General features: G+C 44.4%; 15 protein-coding genes and 1 pseudogene. 5 read left to right on the top strand and 11 right to left on the bottom strand.

Annotated elements, in window-relative coordinates:
• The first annotated feature begins 777 nt into the window (after positions 1-777).
• Positions 778-4,845, top strand: coding sequence for a bifunctional diguanylate cyclase/phosphodiesterase (locus GNF10_RS26795; RefSeq protein ID WP_185581597.1), 4,068 nt, complete (start codon positions 778-780; stop codon positions 4,843-4,845).
• A 255-nt stretch (positions 4,846-5,100) separates the two neighbouring features.
• Here GNF10_RS26795 and GNF10_RS26790 read toward each other — a convergent pair whose 3' ends face one another.
• From GNF10_RS26790 to GNF10_RS26775, 4 genes are all read right to left on the bottom strand, one after another.
• A complete protein-coding gene (locus tag GNF10_RS26790; RefSeq protein ID WP_185607274.1) occupies positions 5,101-6,222 on the bottom strand; it encodes an ABC transporter permease in 1,122 nt (373 codons plus the stop codon).
• A gap of 75 nt (positions 6,223-6,297) precedes the next feature.
• Positions 6,298-7,404: an ABC transporter permease gene (locus GNF10_RS26785; protein ID WP_185592407.1), complete on the bottom strand. Its 1,107-nt coding sequence runs from the start codon at positions 7,402-7,404 to the stop codon at positions 6,298-6,300.
• Between the two features lie 24 nt (positions 7,405-7,428).
• A complete protein-coding gene (locus GNF10_RS26780) occupies positions 7,429-9,381 on the bottom strand; it encodes an ATP-binding cassette domain-containing protein (RefSeq protein ID WP_185586368.1) in 1,953 nt (650 codons plus the stop codon).
• Positions 9,378-10,754 (bottom strand): HlyD family secretion protein, encoded by a 1,377-nt coding sequence (locus tag GNF10_RS26775; RefSeq protein WP_185586369.1) that lies wholly within the window; start codon positions 10,752-10,754, stop codon positions 9,378-9,380. The genes GNF10_RS26780 and GNF10_RS26775 overlap by 4 nt, the downstream gene beginning before the upstream one ends.
• Before the next feature lie 109 nt (positions 10,755-10,863).
• Between GNF10_RS26775 and GNF10_RS26770 the strand changes: the two genes are divergently transcribed.
• Positions 10,864-11,496, top strand: a complete 633-nt coding sequence (locus tag GNF10_RS26770; RefSeq protein WP_185586370.1) for a TetR/AcrR family transcriptional regulator — start codon at positions 10,864-10,866, stop codon at positions 11,494-11,496.
• Positions 11,497-11,552: 56 nt separating this feature from the next.
• Here GNF10_RS26770 and GNF10_RS26765 read toward each other — a convergent pair.
• Positions 11,553-11,726, bottom strand: a pseudogene (locus GNF10_RS26765) (response regulator); the annotation flags it as partial.
• 48 nt (positions 11,727-11,774) lie between these two features.
• Between GNF10_RS26765 and GNF10_RS26760 the strand changes: the two are divergent.
• Positions 11,775-12,047 (top strand): hypothetical protein, encoded by a 273-nt coding sequence (locus tag GNF10_RS26760; protein ID WP_185586376.1) that lies wholly within the window; start codon positions 11,775-11,777, stop codon positions 12,045-12,047.
• Here GNF10_RS26760 and GNF10_RS26755 read toward each other — a convergent pair.
• From GNF10_RS26755 to GNF10_RS26730, 6 genes are all read right to left on the bottom strand, one after another.
• On the bottom strand, positions 12,044-12,382 hold the full coding sequence (locus GNF10_RS26755; RefSeq protein ID WP_221643561.1) for a DUF1579 domain-containing protein: 339 nt from the start codon (positions 12,380-12,382) through the stop codon (positions 12,044-12,046). The two genes, GNF10_RS26760 and GNF10_RS26755, sit on opposite strands and share 4 nt — an antisense overlap.
• Positions 12,383-12,411: 29 nt before the next feature.
• A complete protein-coding gene (locus tag GNF10_RS26750) occupies positions 12,412-13,062 on the bottom strand; it encodes a glutathione S-transferase family protein (protein WP_185586371.1) in 651 nt (216 codons plus the stop codon).
• 240 nt (positions 13,063-13,302) lie between these two features.
• Complete coding sequence (locus tag GNF10_RS26745; protein WP_185586372.1) at positions 13,303-13,713, bottom strand: VOC family protein; 411 nt, start codon at positions 13,711-13,713, stop codon at positions 13,303-13,305.
• Between the two features lie 84 nt (positions 13,714-13,797).
• Positions 13,798-14,229: a YciI family protein gene (locus tag GNF10_RS26740; RefSeq protein ID WP_185586373.1), complete on the bottom strand. Its 432-nt coding sequence runs from the start codon at positions 14,227-14,229 to the stop codon at positions 13,798-13,800.
• Positions 14,230-14,316: 87 nt separating this feature from the next.
• Positions 14,317-14,814: a VOC family protein gene (locus GNF10_RS26735; RefSeq protein WP_185586374.1), complete on the bottom strand. Its 498-nt coding sequence runs from the start codon at positions 14,812-14,814 to the stop codon at positions 14,317-14,319.
• A gap of 198 nt (positions 14,815-15,012) precedes the next feature.
• Positions 15,013-15,372 carry a YciI family protein gene (locus tag GNF10_RS26730; protein WP_012408899.1) on the bottom strand — a complete coding sequence of 120 codons (360 nt, stop codon included), beginning with the start codon at positions 15,370-15,372 and terminating at the stop codon, positions 15,013-15,015.
• A 173-nt stretch (positions 15,373-15,545) separates the two neighbouring features.
• Between GNF10_RS26730 and GNF10_RS26725 the strand changes: the two genes are divergently transcribed.
• Both GNF10_RS26725 and GNF10_RS38035 read left to right on the top strand, forming a co-directional pair.
• Complete coding sequence (locus tag GNF10_RS26725) at positions 15,546-16,814, top strand: RNA polymerase sigma factor (protein WP_185586375.1); 1,269 nt, start codon at positions 15,546-15,548, stop codon at positions 16,812-16,814.
• A 233-nt stretch (positions 16,815-17,047) separates the two neighbouring features.
• Positions 17,048-17,185 carry a hypothetical protein gene (locus GNF10_RS38035; RefSeq protein WP_221643560.1) on the top strand — a complete coding sequence of 46 codons (138 nt, stop codon included), beginning with the start codon at positions 17,048-17,050 and terminating at the stop codon, positions 17,183-17,185.
• Positions 17,186-17,375: the final 190 nt, after the last annotated feature.

The raw sequence follows: 17,375 nt of genomic DNA, 5'->3' as shown, positions 1-17,375 counted from the left end.
GGAGCAGGGGAGCAGGGGAGCAGAGGGGAATTTCTAAATATCTGAACGCAATGCCTAAAATTTATTCTTTCTCCCCTGCACCTGGGCTCCTCTGCACCCCTGCTGCCTCAACGATTTTCCCTTTTCTTAGTGCCATTCGGGGCAAGAACCAAGCGAATTAATTAATTCAAAATTATTCTTATTCTTCCTAACAGAATTTTGAATTTCATTAAATGGTCAAAGCTATAGTTAATTGTGCCTATAATAATTTACGGGTAATTATAACTAGAAGTTAGCACTTCATCTGTGTATTGGTTGAGCTACGCATTACAAGCGATACCAGGGATAACCAAAAGTCATCGACAGCGCAATAGTTTCTATTTTCGTTGCCAATATGCTCAGTCAGCGATCACATTGTGGGTTTGCAGACTAAATGAAATTTTTTTGCAGACTAAGTGAAAAATTCCCCCTAAATTCGCAGACTAAATGAAATTTTCCACAAAATGGACATAAAACCTCCCAATTCATTACCGCACAAGGCTTTGAAGCAAAACTTTGATTATAGCGATCGCTCTGGGACCACGAAAGAATCAGGGTTACACAAGTAGATTTTCAATTAGTCTGCAATGAAATTTCACTTAGGAGCCACGAGTTCTTAAACTTTATAAATATTTTAAGCATAAATACTAACAATTGTAATTATAGTTATTTATATTTTACTGTCTAATATTGTAAGAATTTCGGACAAAAATTAAGTATATTTAACAACGATACAATAGTTTAAGTTTAGACAACTTGATGCTGGAATTTTGGAAAAGCCTTCTTGCTTATAAACAGTTTATTCCCCACGGTCATTGCTATCTTTGGAAACCAGAATTAGTGGGGTTGCATATTGTATCCGACAGTTTAATAGCGCTTTCTTATTATTCCATTCCGCTGACGCTACTTTATTTTGTCCGCAAGCGCCAAGATTTGCCCTTCAACTGGATATTTCTGCTATTTGCAGCATTTATTGTTACTTGCGGTACTACCCACCTGATGGACATTTGGACACTGTGGTACCCAACTTATTGGTTGAGTGGGTGCATCAAAGCTATTACAGCCATAGTTTCACTGTACACAGCTTCTGAACTTATACCTTTGATACCAAAAGCACTTGCTCTCCCCAGCCCTGCACAACTGGAGGTAGCCAATCGAGAACTGGAGCGGGAAATCAGCATACGTAGACAGGCAGAACTCGCACTACAAGAGCGGGAAGCGATGTTGCGGCGAATTGGCGATAATCTGCCCAATGGGGCAATTTATAAGGTAATCCGCGAATTCGATGGTAGCGATCGCTTTGAGTACATCAGCGCAGGGATTGAAAGATTGACGGAAGTCAGCGCAGAAGATATAGTGAAAGATTCAAGTTTGCTCTATCGCCAGTTTATTCCAGAGGATGTACCACTCCTGTTGGCAGCAGTCGAGGAATCTCGGCAGAATCTCTCGGTATTTGATATACAACTGCGAATCCAAACGCCGAGCGCTCGGCTGAAATGGTTCCATTTTCGTTCTACGCCACGTCAGTTGCAGGATGGTCGTGTGGTTTGGGATGGGCTGGTAGTGGATGTCACCGACCTCAAATGTACTGAAGAAACACTACGCAAGAGTGAAGCCTTATTAGAAGAATCTCAGCGAGTTGCTCGTCTCGGTAATTGGGAATTTGATATTGCCACTAGCAAAATTACCTGGTCAAAGCAGCTGTTCGACCTTTTTAATCGAGATCCCGCACTTCTTGAGCCGAACTACCAAGAAAATCTGCAACTGTACTGCCCAGAAGACGCAGGAAAATTAGCCCAAGCTACTGAGCGGGCAATGTCAACTGGCGAATCATACAAACTCATTCTGCGGGCATCTCCAACTTACGGGTTTACTACTTATATTGAAGGGATTGGACATGCAGAATTCAACGCAGATGGAAAAGTAATTCGCCTCTATGGGACTACCCAAGATGTTACAGAACGGCAAGCCGCACTCAATGAACGCAAACAAGCTGACGAAGAACTCCGACGCAGTGAAAGGCTGCTAGCTACTGCTCAAAAGATTGCCCATCTGGGCAGTTGGGAATGGTACTTAGAGTCTCAAAAACAAATTTGGTCAGCCGAAACCTTCCGCATTTTCGGTCTAAATCCTGCTGAATCAGTACCGACGCAGGCTATTTTTCTCCAGATGCTTCACCCAGAAGACCGACCAGTGTTGCAGAGGCATCTACTACAGGCGATCGCCAAGGGAATCCCTTTCAATCTTGAATATCGCATTGTCCGACCTGATGGCTCATTGCGCCACCTGGAGTTAAGAGTAGAGGTAGCTTATGATACTCATGGTAAGACTATTAGACTGTATGGAGCTATTCTAGATATTACAGAACGTAAAGAAAGCGAGTTAGAAATCACCAAGAGCCGCGATTTGCTAGAAGCTGTCTTTAACGGATCTGCTGATGCGCTCTTTTTGGTAGATATAGAAACCTTACTGACTATTGACTGTAATAATCGCGCAGTAGAACTATTTGCAGCCTCAAGTAAAGCTGAACTCATTGGTATTGAAGGTCAAACTTTACAAAAAGAGCAGTTTACTTCTGATCAACTAACCACCATCGTCGAAGAAATTAACCAGCAAGGATTGTGGAATTACGAAATTGAATACCTTACCAAGCAGGGCAATTACTTTTGGGGAAACATGGCAATCAAGCAAATCAGGGTTGCTGACCGAGTGATGAATTTGGTGCGAGTTACGGATATCAGCCCCAAGAAGCTTATGGAAAAAGAACGCCAACGAGCAGAAGTAGCTCTCAAACAAAGCGAGATTCGCTACCGTGGCATTGTAGAAGATCAGACTGAATTCATTGCCCGATATTTACCAGACGGCGCAATCACGTTTGTCAACCAAGCTTTTGCACTTTATTTTGGGCGATCGCTAGAGGAACTGATTGGCAGCCGCTATCAACCGATTATCTTTGAGCCAGATCGGGAGCAAGTTGCTCAATTAATAGCTTCAATGAGTGCTGATAATCCTGTGGTCATCATTGAGAATCGCGTGGTTGTGGCTTCGGAGGTGCGTTGGACTCAGTGGCATAACCGGATGCTGTTTGACGAGCAAGGATGTTTTATAGAATTTCAAACGGTGGGACGCGATATTACAGCCCTCAAGGAAATCGAAGAAACACTTTTTCAAGAAAAAGAATTAGCTCAGGTGACGTTGCAATCGATTGGAGATGCAGTTATTACCACAGATGCGTTTGGCAGGATTCAATACTTTAATCCGGTTGCAGAATCTCTGATCGGATGTAGCCAAGCATCCGCACAAGGTTTGCTGTTAGAAAAAGTCTTTAGAATTGTGCATGAAACGACACGGGAGAAAGTTCTGAACCCAATTGAGCAAGCGTTACGGGAAAATCGAATTGTAAATTTAGCAAACCATACCGTCTTAATTACTGAAAGAGATAAAGAGATTGCGATTCAAGATTCAGCCGCGCCCATTCGCAATCGTCAGGGACAAGTTATTGGCGCGGTTATGGTGTTTCATGACGTGACTCAGAAGCGCACACTTTCGCGTCAGCTATCCTGGCAGGCAAGCCATGATCCCTTAACCGGATTGGTGAATCGCCAGGAATTTGAGCGGCAGCTTGAACAAGCATTATACCTTGCCAAGATAGACTACCAGGTTCATGCATTGTGCTATATGGATCTCGATCACTTCAAAATTGTCAATGATACCTGTGGTCATCAGGCTGGGGACGAATTACTGCGTCAAATTACTCTGCTATTGCAGGAGAAGATTCGCAAAGCTGACACACTCGGACGCTTCGGGGGCGATGAATTTGGTCTATTACTCAATCAGTGTACGCTAGAGCAAGCTTTACGAATTGTCAACGAGCTGCTTGATTGTGTTCAACAGTTCCGGTTTGTTTGGCAAGAGCAGGTATTCTCAATTGGAGTCAGTATTGGCTTAGTCAGTATCGACAAGAGTACCGAGAGCCTTGCAGAGGTTATCAGCACGGCTGACGCAGCTTGCTATACTGCGAAGAACCGAGGGCGCAATCGCGTCTATGTTGCTCAGGCTGACGACCAGGAGCGGCTGCAACAGCGCGACCAGATGCAGTGGGCCAACCGCATTTCTCAAGCTTTGGAAAGTGATTGGTTTTGTCTCTATGTTCAAAGGATTGCCGCGATCGCCCCGGTGGCTGAAAAGTGCGACCATTATGAAGTGCTGTTGCGGCTACGGAATGAGCAGGGAAATTTAGTGCTGCCGATGGCGTTTATTCCAGCAGCAGAACGCTACAACTTGATGCACCTGATCGATCGCTGGGTGATTAGTACTCTGTTCAGGAATTGGTCAAGTTTCGTTAGCGATGAACAAAGCATCTATGCGATTAACCTTTCTGGCTCTAGCATCAACGACGAGCAGTTCATTAATTTCCTGTATGAGCAGTTTACCTTATACCCCATCTCACCCCAGCGCATTTGCTTTGAGATTACCGAGACTGTGGCGATCGCTAACCTGCTCAAAGCCAAGCAGTTTATTCAGTCACTTCAACGCATGGGCTGTCGCTTTGCGCTGGACGATTTTGGGGTGGGGATGTCGTCGTTTACTTATCTCAAGTCTCTGCCTATAGATTACCTCAAAATTGACGGCAGCTTTATTCGTAACATCATTGAGAATCCTGTGGATAATGCGATCGTCACAGCAATCACGCAAATTAGCAGTGTGATGGGTATTCAGACGATTGCTGAGTTTGTCGAGAATGACGCGATTTTAGAGCGAATTACAGCACTAGGAATTGATTATGCACAAGGATATAACATTGCAGTACCTTGCCCATTGGGGTAGATATGAATGTCACTAAGAAAACGTGAAACCTTGCTAGGGCAGGGTGTTCGGGGTAGGGTGTAGTGTTTAAGACAATTAAACTTTAGCTGCCTCGAGGAACCCAATTACAGTATGTAAAAATTCTTCGCATGTCCGGCAAGTTGCTTGTGATATTTTCAGGTAAATGGAGTACATATATAAAACCCAAAACCTTGTAGAGACGTAAAATTTTACGTCTCTACGTGTATTCGATTAAAGCACAATCTGCTGTATTGTTTAACTTAGCTGATTCCGAAACTTGTTAACACTAATAGTTAATAGAACAATAGCAAAACCAAGTAATGCTAACACATTTAACCACAGCACATCTAAACCAACTCCTTTGAGTAAAATACCTCTAACAATAGTAATGTAATGACGAAGTGGATTAAATAAAGAGAGGAATTGAAATAAAGGAGGCATGGATTCAATAGGAGATGTTGCTCCAGAAGTTTGAATCATTGGTAAATTTATAAAAAAAGATGTGAGTAATACTTGTTGTTGAGAACCGCAAAGAGTTGCCAACATAATGCCCAAACTAATTCCCACAAATACATACATACTTGATAAAGTAAGAAAGAGCAGGAAACTTCCACGAAAGGGTAGGCTAAATACGACTGTTCCCAAGGTTAAAGCTAGTAGTACATCTCCCATGAGTAGGAATGCCAACGGGATAATTTTAGCTAATAAAATTTCCCAGTTGCTAGAGGGAGTCATTAACAATTGCTCTAAAGTTCCTGTATCTTTCTCGCGCACAACGGTTACTGCTGATACTAATGTACCGATTAATGTCAGGACTAAACCCATAACTCCTGGTACGAAAAACCAGCTACTAGTAAGTCCAGGATTGTAAAGAAAAACGACTTCGGTTGATACTGGCGGACTGACTTGACCCTGTACCAAACTGAAATTATATTGTTGGATAATCTGATTAACATAGTTAGCAGCAATTCCGGCTGTATTTGCATTCACTCCATCGATAAATACTTGAATTTCTGCTGATTTTTTGGCTAGTTGGCGCGGAAAATCTGGTGGAATTATTAGTCCTACATCTAATTTACCTTCTTCTACTTGGCGGCTTAAATCTTTTTCACTTGTTGGAACACTTTCTAAGTTAAAAGTGTGATTGGATGTCATTGCTGAAACTAGTTCCCGACTGGTGGAGATATTGGCATAGTCAATTACACCCAGTCGTAAATTATGGACATCCGGGTTAAGTGCGAATCCGTAAAGCAATAATTGTACTGTTGGTGGCACAATTAATAAAACAATCAATTGCCTGTTTCGCAGAATTTGATTAATTTCTTTACGAACTAATGACCACAATGGACTATCAAATAATTGCAAAATATATTTCATATATGATTAAGGCTGATAACTAACTACCAATGACCAATGACTAATGACTAATGACTAATGACCAATGACCAATGACTATTGACTAATTTGCATTCGACTTAAAAGCCGACGCGCTACGTTGAAAAATACAAATCCTAAAATTGCAAGCATGAGTAAGTCAAACCAAACGCCTGTCCATCCTGTACCACGCACAAAAGCATCACGGGTGATATCAATGTAATAACGGGCAGGAAATATGTTAGGCGTTAGTGAAAGGGGGAAAGGAATATTACTGAGGGGATAAATAAAACCAGACAGCAATAAAGATGTAATAAAACCGACAAGAGAAACAATTTGCACTGCGGAATTTTGATTATTAGTGCGTACACCTATAAGTAAACCAAAGGAAACACTATCTATTAAAAATAGTAGAGTTCCTATTAATAAAGTAATCGGGTTACTAATTACGCCGAGCTGAAAAATTATTGATCCTAATCCTATGACTACTAAAGCTTCTGTAATCGCAATTAGTAGGTAAGCTAGTCCTTTTCCAAGTAAAAGTTCGGTTGCACTAATGCTAGAAGCATAAACTTGTAGAATTGTACCTTTTTCTTTTTCACGCACCATTGCGATCGCGGTTAGCAATGAGGGGAAAATCCACAATACTACACCATAAGTTCCTGGCACAATGTACAGCGACTCCAATCTACCAGGGTTAAACCACAAACGGATTCGCGGTGTAATAATACTTTTATCTGGTAGTAGTCCTTGGTCTTGCATGAAAAAATTAGTTACTCTTTGAATGCTACCTCTAATTACACGAGCGTTATTAACATCTGTGGCATCGATTAATACTTGTACCTTTGCATTTCTACCCGCTTGAATATCTCGGCTAAATTGGGGAGGAATAATTACTGCGGCTTTAGCAATACCCCTGTCAATTGCATCCCGTGCCGGATTACCACCTGACCATTGTTTAGGTACAAATTGATTGGTGGCATACAACCGCTCAATATAGCTGCTACTCAGGTTTGTACGGTCAAAATCTTGGACAATCAGAGGAATATCTTTACTTTCTAAACGAATCGCAAATCCAAAAATTAATAAAGTCAAAAATGGTAATAAAAATGCTAAACCTAAAGTTAAGCGATCGCGCCGAAATTGCGCTATCTCCTTCACACATTGGGAAAAAATTCTTTTCATTATTTATTCTCAGTTTTCATGTTCCTAATCCCCTACCGCACGTTCAACGATACCAATAAAAGCATCTTCCAAAGAGAAAGGAATGGGACGCAGAGATTCAATAGTCATGTGTGCGGATTTTAAAAGCTGAGTTATTTCGGGAATTTCTGCTTCCGGGTGATCCAGAACAACGTGTAAACTATCGGCAAAAATCGAGACACGCCACGAATCAAGATGTTGTTTAAGTATCTTGGAGGCGGCTTGATTTTGGTTCACAATAATCTTTATAAGTTGTCCTGGTTGAGAAGCTTTGATATAACTAGGTGAACCTTCGGCGGCAATTTCTCCGGCTACCATAAAACTCATACGGTTACACTGTTCAGCTTCTTCTAAATAGTGCGTGGTCACCAAAATAGCTGTACCATTGCGAGCAAAGTCATTAATTAGCTTCCAAAACTGACGACGGGCTAAAGGATCTACCCCGGATGTCGGTTCATCGAGAAATAAAATATCTGGTTCGTGCATTACAGAAGCGCCAAAAGCTACTCGCTGCTTCCAACCACCGGGTAATTGTCCGGTAAGCATCTGTTCTTGTCCCTCTAAGCCACAGGTAGCAATTACCCAATCAATCTTTTCTCGCCTAAGTTTGCGGGGTACGCTGTAAATCCCGCTATAAAATTCTAGGTTTTGCAGAATTGTCAGATCGTCGTAAAGAGTGAATTTCTGGCTCATATAACCTATACGTCGCCGTAAGTCACGACTACGCAGATTTCCTGTTTCACCACCAAGGGAAATTTCCCCGCCACTAGCTGCTAGTAATCCACACAGCATTTTGATAGTAGTTGTTTTTCCGGCTCCATTTGCACCTAAAAGCCCGAATATTTCGCCATAGCGGACTTCGACATTAACGTTTTTGACTGCCTGGAAGTTACCAAATACACGGTTGAGATTGTGGGCGTAAATAGCGATTTGCTCAGAAGAATTTTGAGGTTTGAATTGTTGCCTATTTCCCCCACGAGAACGAGGAAAGGACAAAAACGCTGGTGCTGAACCTTGTTGTCGTAGACGGGTGACAAAGACGTTTTCTAAGGTGGGTTCGCCACGTTCAATACTGGGGTGATGCTGTTGTAGTAGTTGATTTACCTGGGTTTCACCGAGAGTTACATCTTGAACGAGAACATCCAAACGATCGCCAAATGTCTGCACATCGACTATATTTGTCTGCACATTCTGCAAGAGAAGTTTCTCGGCTATCTCTAGATTTGCTGTTCTGACTTCTAGGCGATGTAAGCCTAAATTGGCGCGTAATGCTGCCGGTGTACCAATTTCGTGAATCTGACCACTATACATCAGTGCGACGCGATCGCAGCGTTCAGCTTCATCTAGATAAGGTGTGGCGACAACAATGGTCATCCCATCGGCAGAAAGTTCTGCTAATACATCCCAAAATTCCCGTCGGGAAACTGGATCAACCCCTGTGGTAGGTTCATCTAATAACAGCACTTCCGGTTGGGAAACCAAGGCACAACACAGCGCCAGCTTTTGTTTCATCCCGCCGGAAAGTTGACCCGCCAAGCGATCGCCAAACTGTTCCAAACTCATTAATTTTAAGTATTTCTGGCGGCGTTCCCGCAATAAATTATCACTCACTTGGCGCAATCCCGCCGCATAACGCAAGTTTTCATCAATACTGAGATCCAAGTACAAGGAAAACTGTTGTGTGAGATATCCCGTCCTTAAACGTGCATCTCTTGCCGGCTGACCCAATACTTGCACTTCTCCCGCCGTCGCTTCCATCACCCCGCCTAAGATGTGAAAGGTAGTAGTTTTACCAGCACCATCAGGGCCAATTAACCCAAACATCTCACCCTGATTGACAGTAAAATCAATTCCCCGGACAGCGATTAGTTGTCCATAATGTTTATGTAAATTACTAACTTTAATAGTAGTGGTTGAGTGACTAGATAATTGTGGTGGTTTAGGAGTTGATAATTTCATTTGCCGACCTCTTTACCCTGCAACGCAATCTCTACATCTGCTGGCATTCCAATTTTGGCACAGGGCAAATCTGCACCAGAGTAGGGGTTTTCTGGGTTAAAGCAGCCAGAAGGGTTTTCTAACTGAATCCGCACCCCTACTACTTGTCTGACCCGATCTTTTTGGAAGTAGATATTCTCTGGGGTAAAAGAGGCTTGAGGATCAACAGAAATAACTTTGCCCATGAGGGGTTTTTCCGGCGCAGAATCAAGAAAGATTTTGGTTGTTTGTCCTAAACGCACTTTCCCAATATCGCCTTCGGGAATAAAACCTCGCAAATATACTGTTTTGGGATCAACTACTGTCAAAATCTTGGTTTGACTGCTAACTACAGTCCCGATCTCTGCACTACGGGCAGTTACTACCCCATCCAAAGGACTAACAACATTTAAATCTTTTTTCGAGTCTTCTATTTGGGTCAGGATTTGCTGTTTTGATGCTAAGGCATCTTTGACTTTGGCCTGAGCAGATTTTACCTTTGCTTGGGCAGATTTTAGTTGAGCAAAACTCTGATCTTTTTTTCTGTTTAACGCTTCTATTTGGGCATTGCGAATACCAGGATTGAAACTTGTAGTTTTCGCTTGGGTTAATGCCCCGACAACAGCGCGTAATTGTTCTTGCCCAGCATTTACTGCTGCTTTTCGTGCTTCTAGGGTGGCTACTGCCGTGTCAAAGGTGGTTTGTGCTTGGTCAAATTGTTGTTGATTAATAGCCCCGTCTTTGACCAGTTTGGCATAGCGATCGCGATTCATTTCCGCTAATTTTACTTCTGCTAGTGCCTGCTTTGTCTGTGCCTGCGCTTGTAATAATTGTGCCTTGGCTGCCGCTACGTTAGATAGTGCCTGTTGAACTCGTCCTTGGGTATCTCCTTGGGATTGGTGAAAATTAAGTTTTGCTTCACTGATTTGGCTATCAATTTGTTCAATCCCACTTTCCACTTGAGTAGCATCGGAAATTGCTTGCTGTTCATCAGATTGAGCAGATGCAACCCTAGCTTCAGCACCCCGCAGTTGTTCTTGTAGCAGTTGGTCGTTACTGTCATCCAACTTGATTAATTCTTGCCCCTTTTTTACTGCTGCCCCTTCCCGAACTGCAATTGAAACAATTCTTCCCGAACGCTTCACCCCAATCTCAGTTTCGTAACCCTCAATCCTTCCACTCACCTTCAGTACATTTGCTGCTCCTTGTTGTTGACTATGCCACAGAAAATAACTGATACCACTTGCTATAACCAGCAACCCTAATAACAAAATCGGTTTCTTCCGTTTCTGCTTAGATGGTGGCACTGGAACATTTATAATCCCTTCTGGAGATGTTGAGGCAGTCTGAGTCATGATACCACCCTATATTTTTATCATTAAACATTTACTGGAATTATCATACTAGACTGTATGGTATGATTCTCCAAGAGACAAGAAATATGTAAAAAAATTTACGTCAAATATGCCCAAAACCTCTGGTTCCCAACCTGAAACTTTATCTCGTTTAAGAGCCATGACTCAAAAACAGGAGCAAATTTTACAAGGAGCCATGCAGGTATTCTTGATAGATGGCTATGCTGGAACCAGTATGGATCGGGTAAGTGCGGAAGCTGGAGTATCTAAGCAGACAATATACAGTCACTTTCAAGATAAAGAAGGACTATTTAAGGCGTTGATCGAAAGGGTAACAATTGCTAGTTTCCAAGGGATTTTTTGTACAGAAGATTTGCATGGTGAGCCAACGATTTTATTGCGTGAAATTGCTGAAACCTATCTGACGAAAGTTGCCGAGAATCCTGAATACTTAGCACTATTCCGCTTGATTATTACCGAGTCGCAACGCTTTCCAGAATTAGCAAAATTATATACTCAAACAGTGATTCAACGTGGACGGCTATTACTAAGCCAGTATTTAGCTTCTCATCCAGAATTAGGCATTAGTGACCCAGAAGCAACAGCACAAATCTTTTTTGGTTCGCTGGTATCCTATGTGATGGTGCAGGAAATGCTCTATGGCAAAGAAATGATGCCATTGTCACGCGATCGCATTTTAGATAGTTTAATGAGTTTCCTACTTGCCCACACAAACAAATGATGTCTTATGTCACAATACCTTCGCCAAAACAAGAGTATGAAGAGAGAGGGGACTTTCAGAACTATCAAATCAGGGGTCAACAGGCGAAAAGCTGACAAAGCTTCTTCACCATCACTAGCTGTCACTACACTGTAGCCAATCATTTCTAGACGTATCTGTAAAATCCGGCGGATGCTGGCTTCGTCATCTACTACTAAGATTGTGCCTTTCTCACATGATAAGTTTCTCAACGCTGTTCCTAATGGCGAGAACTCTTAACCATCCATTCCTTCCATTGGATGGTAGAAGAAGAAAATCTGTTTGCTACAAAGACTGGTAACGAAATAGTTACAGATGCTGGATGGGAGAAAATTTCATTTGAAGAAACGAGAAAACTATTTAGTCCCGAAACATTTCAAGAATGGTACGAACTGTTCCTAGAAAATACAGATATCTCGGAAATACTTTCAGAATCTAACGTAGATATAGATTTAGATGATAAATCAGCAATAGTTGTATTTTCCTATTTTCTCGTCATCCGCCATAGCAGATCCATCAGAGTTGAGCGTTAGCATGGTTTCCCCTGATCCAATTCACCATCATATTGCCAAAGATACGTCATCATTGACCCGATCCAGGTGCCCATATACCGCTGTTTTTGTGGGTCGTAGCCCAGGGTCATTAGCGTTGTTACAGAACCACAGCCAGGCATTTCGCCCTGCCCTTTTGCCAATACCCAAAGTCTAGCCAGTGAGCAGCTTTCGCTGTGCCCAAGGCAACGCACAGTCTCTGTTCCCGTTGATTTTACGGGAGGTTGATCGGGTTCCATCATCGCTTCGATTTCATACGTCCACTGACCGACGAGTTTCTGGAGCCACTGATGTTCTTTTTGCGGTTGAGCAGGCATGGGTGAGGTTTGTTCAGCTTGGTTGGGTTTTATTGGGTTATCTCCTTTTGTGAATCATTGTGATTGAGACTTGCAAGTGCAGCTGCGATTCGCCCAGATGCCTTTGGTCGTTTGTACATTCGTTCCATGTAGTCCAGCAGCGTGGGGAAAGTGGCGAGTAGCTGAACTTCATTCGCCCAATCCAGTGTGTAAGCAAGCACAAAATCAGCCACTGTGACGTGTTCACCCACTACAAACTGCCGATCCAACAGATGGCTCTCTAAAACGACAGCCATACTGGTGAAGTCTTGCCGAGCGAGAGGTATTTCAGCAGGCAATCTCAACTCTTCTGGGTATATAAACGTGTGGCGAGCGATACGCCATAGCGGCTGTTCCAATTCGGTGGCAGTAAAGAGGAGCCAACGATAAAGTTGTGCTCGCAGAAGCAAGTCTGTAGGTACCAGGTTAGATTCTGGGTACTTCTCACCGAGGTACAAAGCAATGGCTACGGATTCAGTGATGATATGTTCGCCATCGATGAGTACAGGGAGCTTGCCAGTGGGATTGATGGTGAGAAAATCGGGTGTACGGTGTTCACCTGCCCGTATGTTGATGGAGATTGCTTCAAATTCCACCCCAAGTTCCTGGAGAACCCAGCGAACTCGAATTGATCGCGTGGGAGCAAATTCATAGAGTTTCATGAATCAACCTCAGTGATGTGCAAATATCTTTCATCTTGTTGTTGGTCAGTGGTCAGTGGCTATTTACAAAGGACAAAGGACGAATGACAGATGTTGGTATAGGCTCAGATGGGAATGGCACGCTTGTTAATCGCAAAGCCCTGATATAACAAGATTTTGAGTGTGGGGGTAAGACTTCTTCCCCGTCCTCCCACACCCTGGCAGCAAGGAGGTTTCAGCTTTTCAAGCGTGCCATTCGGCTCAGATGGTTTGTTCGCAGTTGATCATCCACGGTGTCCCAAACTGATCGATCAACATGCCAAAGCGCGATGACCAGAACGTTTGCGCGATCGCCATCTTCACCTTGCCGTTTTCTGCTAGAGCGTGAAAAAGCCGTTCTGCCTCAGCGATTTGGGGAACGCTAATTTGTACGTAGAAACCTTGCGGGGTTTCAAAGTATCCTGGTGGGCAGTCAGATCCCATCAGGAGGCGATCATCTAGTTCAAGGCAAGCGTGCATGATTTTGTCTTGCCATTCCGGTGAGACATTTTCGGCGGAAGGTGCTTCTTTGTGTGTCATCATCATAGTCATCTTGCCACCCAGACATTGTTCATAGAACTTGAACGCTGCCTCACAGTTGCCGTTGAACATCAGGTAAGAATTGAGTTTCATTGATTTCTCCTTTTGTAATCGATTCTGCGTTTTGATGAGCGGATCGTTCGCATATAAACATCATTTGCGCGGTTGTTGATGACGTTACTCTTGCTGCTGCGTTTCAAGTTGAGCGCGAATGCGGTCTGACTGCTCCCTTAAGGCGGGTGTCAGGACTTCACCAAAATCCTCTGCCTCGAATACGGGACGAATCTCAATCTCGGAGTCTCCTGGCATAGGGTTAGGGCAGCGCTTGACCCAAGCAACTGCCTCTTCCATTGAGTTCACCTGCCACAGCCAGTACCCTGCCACTAGCTCCGGCGCTGGAGTGAAAGGTCCTTGGGTGACGGTGCGATCGGTTCGGGAAAAGTGAACTCGCACCCCTTTTGAGCTAGGATGAAACCCCTCAGCGGCGAGCAAGATACCTGCCCTAGCTAATTCTTCGTTGTACTGCCCCATTTCAGTTAAAAGCTGTTCGCTCGGCATGACCCCAGTTTCAGAGTCTTGGGTTGCTTTGACAAAGACCATGACTTTCATTGTGAAATCTCCTGTTGAATGGTTTTGAGTTAGATTGCGAGGGGTTGGGTGTGCTGATTAGCGCAAAGCGCAACTCCGAAGGAACCGCTAATCAGCAGCGACACGCTTGAGTTCATCAATCTCGATCTTCTTCATTTGCAGCATGGTAGTGGTCACTTTTTGAGAGGTTGCCGCGTCGGGGTGGTTGAGTAACTCAATCAGAATGCGAGGAATAATTTGCCAGGAGACACCGTATTTGTCTTTGAGCCAGCCGCATTGCTGTGCGGTTTCATCCCCACCGGCAGACAATTTTTGCCAGTAATCGTCCACGTCCGCCTGGGTATCGCAAAAGATTTGGAAGGAAATCGCCTCGTTAAATTTGAAGGTCGGACCACCGTTGAGTGCTGTGAACGGCTGACCATCAAGTTCAAAGCTGACAGTCATGACGGCTCCGGCTGGTTTTCCGTGAATTTCCTGTCCAGCGTCTCCATATCGACTGACGTGGACAATTTTGGAATTGCGAAAAATCGACGTATAAAGCTGAGCGGCGGCTTCGGCTTGATCATCAAACCATAAACAGGGAGTGATTTTGGAATTGTTTTGCATGAGGGTTCTCCTTGAGTTCAAGCGGTTAAGGACGGTCAACAAGAAGGGTGTGGGGTGTAGGGAAGACTGCATTGATCCGGGCTTGAACCCCCACCAATGCTATCGTCTTGACTCATACGGGGCTTGTAACCAAGAGTGTTGTTGGGGCTAAATATTCACTACACCCCACACCCTATACCCCGCCCCAACGGGGCTTGGTCAGGGCTGTGCTGGTAGTCCCGCAACTTCGATGACAGGACGGATTTCGACGGTGCCGACTTTTGCACCTGGGATGCGGGTGGCGATCGCAATGGCTTCATCCAAATCCTGAGCATTAACGAGGAAGAATCCACCCAATTGTTCGCGGGTTTCGGCAAATGGTCCATCGGTCACGAGTGATTTGCCATCACGGACTTGGACACTGGTTGCGGTTGCAACAGGATGGAGTGGAGCCGTCGCCAGAAATTGTCCTTGAGTATGCAAGTCTTGGGCGAGTTGGGCAGATTCCCCATAGCAATGCTCCCGCTCGGTGTCGCTCATGGCGTTTTCGTCCATATAAATCAGCAGCAAATATTTCATTCGGTTGCTTGCCTCCTTTGTGATTAAGTCGAACGGGAATTGTCCAAATCGACACCTGAGTGCAAAAATTTTGTCTAGTACAATTGAACTTATCTCCCTTTATCAGTTAGTCGAACGGCAATTGCTCAAATCGACACCTTGCCCAAAATTCTTTATATCTTTTTGTCAAAGGTATGGCTTCAATCCCAAAAACAGATGTGGCTCAAGCAATTGCTGCCCTTTATCGAACTGAATGGGGGCGCATTGTTGCTATTCTGATTCGGCTGGTCGGAGATTTTGATGTAGCTGAAGAAGCTGCACAGGCAGCATTTACAGCGGCAGTGAATCAGTGGGAAAGCGACGGTATTCCCGATCGTCCCCGTGCCTGGATTATCCGAACTGCCCGGTACAAGGCGATCGATCACCTCCGACGACGCACGAAACTGACCGAAAAACTGGAGTGGTATGCGGCATCTGGCTTAATTCCATCCACTGAAGAACCAACCTATGACAGTGATGAAATTGAAGACGATCGCCTGCGATTAATCTTTACCTGCTGTCACCCGGCACTGGCAACGGAAACTCAAGTAGCGTTGACCCTCCGAATGTTGGGTGGACTGGAAACCGACGAAATTGCCCGCGCTTTTCTTATACCGACTGCAACAATGGCACAGCGGTTAGTTCGTGCTAAACGCAAAATTCGAGACGCAGGCATTCCTTACAAAGTACCTGAGACGACTGATCTCGCTCCCCGGATAGAGGCAGTCCTGACAGTCATCTATCTCATCTTCAACGAAGGCTATGCCGCAACCAAAGGAGATGCGATCGTGCGGGCTGACCTCTGCATCGAAGCGATTCGCTTGGGGCAACTGGTGCGGCAATTGCTAGCACCCCAACCCCCATCTGAAGTCACAGCACTGGTGGCACTGATGTTATTGCACGATTCGCGGCGCAATGCGCGTCTAGATGAGGCAGGCGATTTGATTTTGCTAGAAGATCAGGATCGCAGTCGTTGGAACCATCTACAGATTGCTGAAGCGTTACCTCTGGTAGAGGAAGCGTTGCTCTTTGGAACCGGAGTGTATGCCCTGCAAGCGGCGATCGCCGCCCTCCATTGTCAGGCAACCCGCGCCGAAGAAACAGACTGGGCGCAGATCGTGCGGCTCTATGAGGTGTTGGAACGCTTGCAGCCCTCACCCATTGTCACCTTGAACCGAGCAGTGGCGATCGCAATGGTAGACAGTCCTCAAGCCGCATTTGGACTGATTGATAGCCTTGCTCCAGAACTGGACAGCTATCATCTCTTTCATGCCACCCGTGCAGATTTATTCCGGCGTGTTGGAGAATTAGAGGAAGCGACCCAGAGCTATACACGGGCACTAGAATTAGTGACAAATGACAGTGAGCGTCGTTTTCTGGAACGTCGGTTGCGCGAAGTTCAACCTAACATTCAGTCCGGCTAAGGGTTTACAACAGTTTAAAGCGCCAGGCATCCATGATGCCGTTGAAAAAGAAATAAAAAATCTTCTAACAGGGTGAACTTGTAACTTAACAAAAGGCAAAAGAAGACAAGTCGGCTTAGTACTTTAGTACTGTTATAATCCAATCGTTTGATCAAGTTGTGTTCGGGTGCAGCAAATCACCGATCGACTCTCTGGCACATCCACATCCACCTCAACTGATAGAGGATTCCGACATGGATAACAATCCCAGCATTCTCTCGCATATTTCGATTGGTACTAATGATTTTGAACGAGCGATCGCCATTTGTCGTAGTGCGGTTCCTGCGGCGAGCGTTCGCGGAGCGTCTCCAAGAGTTGCCATCGCTCTGTGAATATAGGGCAATGCAGCGTTCATTGATGTGCAGTTATTCAATTTCTCCTCTTTCTCCCCACCCTCCCCACACTCAAAAATCTTGTTATATCAGGGCTTTGCGATTAACAAGCGTGCCATTCTAGTCTGCGGCAAAATTTCACTAATCTTAAGTATATAAAGTATTATTTTATACTTTATATACTTAGCTG

Source organism: Nostoc sp. UCD121, assembly GCF_014222285.1.
GTDB lineage: Bacteria > Cyanobacteriota > Cyanobacteriia > Cyanobacteriales > Nostocaceae > Nostoc.
Note: the sequence above shows the minus strand (reverse complement) of the source record. Positions and strands in the feature narration are given on the sequence as shown.

Bases quoted from the DNA above. Each gene is read 5' to 3' on its own strand.
- GNF10_RS26745 (WP_185586372.1), bottom strand. From the start codon at position 13,713: ATGAAACTCAATTCTTACCTGATGTTCAACGGCAACTGTGAGGCAGCG.
- GNF10_RS26750 (WP_185586371.1), bottom strand. From the start codon at position 13,062: ATGAAACTCTATGAATTTGCTCCCACGCGATCAATTCGAGTTCGCTGG.
- GNF10_RS26725 (WP_185586375.1), top strand. From the start codon at position 15,546: ATGGCTTCAATCCCAAAAACAGATGTGGCTCAAGCAATTGCTGCCCTT.
- GNF10_RS26730 (WP_012408899.1), bottom strand. From the start codon at position 15,372: ATGAAATATTTGCTGCTGATTTATATGGACGAAAACGCCATGAGCGAC.
- GNF10_RS26735 (WP_185586374.1), bottom strand. From the start codon at position 14,814: ATGCAAAACAATTCCAAAATCACTCCCTGTTTATGGTTTGATGATCAA.
- GNF10_RS38035 (WP_221643560.1), top strand. From the start codon at position 17,048: ATGGATAACAATCCCAGCATTCTCTCGCATATTTCGATTGGTACTAAT.
- GNF10_RS26740 (WP_185586373.1), bottom strand. From the start codon at position 14,229: ATGAAAGTCATGGTCTTTGTCAAAGCAACCCAAGACTCTGAAACTGGG.
- GNF10_RS26780 (WP_185586368.1), bottom strand. From the start codon at position 9,381: ATGAAATTATCAACTCCTAAACCACCACAATTATCTAGTCACTCAACC.
- GNF10_RS26755 (WP_221643561.1), bottom strand. From the start codon at position 12,382: ATGCCTGCTCAACCGCAAAAAGAACATCAGTGGCTCCAGAAACTCGTC.
- GNF10_RS26775 (WP_185586369.1), bottom strand. From the start codon at position 10,754: ATGACTCAGACTGCCTCAACATCTCCAGAAGGGATTATAAATGTTCCA.
- GNF10_RS26770 (WP_185586370.1), top strand. From the start codon at position 10,864: ATGCCCAAAACCTCTGGTTCCCAACCTGAAACTTTATCTCGTTTAAGA.
- GNF10_RS26785 (WP_185592407.1), bottom strand. From the start codon at position 7,404: ATGAAAAGAATTTTTTCCCAATGTGTGAAGGAGATAGCGCAATTTCGG.
- GNF10_RS26790 (WP_185607274.1), bottom strand. From the start codon at position 6,222: ATGAAATATATTTTGCAATTATTTGATAGTCCATTGTGGTCATTAGTT.
- GNF10_RS26760 (WP_185586376.1), top strand. From the start codon at position 11,775: ATGGTAGAAGAAGAAAATCTGTTTGCTACAAAGACTGGTAACGAAATA.
- GNF10_RS26795 (WP_185581597.1), top strand. From the start codon at position 778: ATGCTGGAATTTTGGAAAAGCCTTCTTGCTTATAAACAGTTTATTCCC.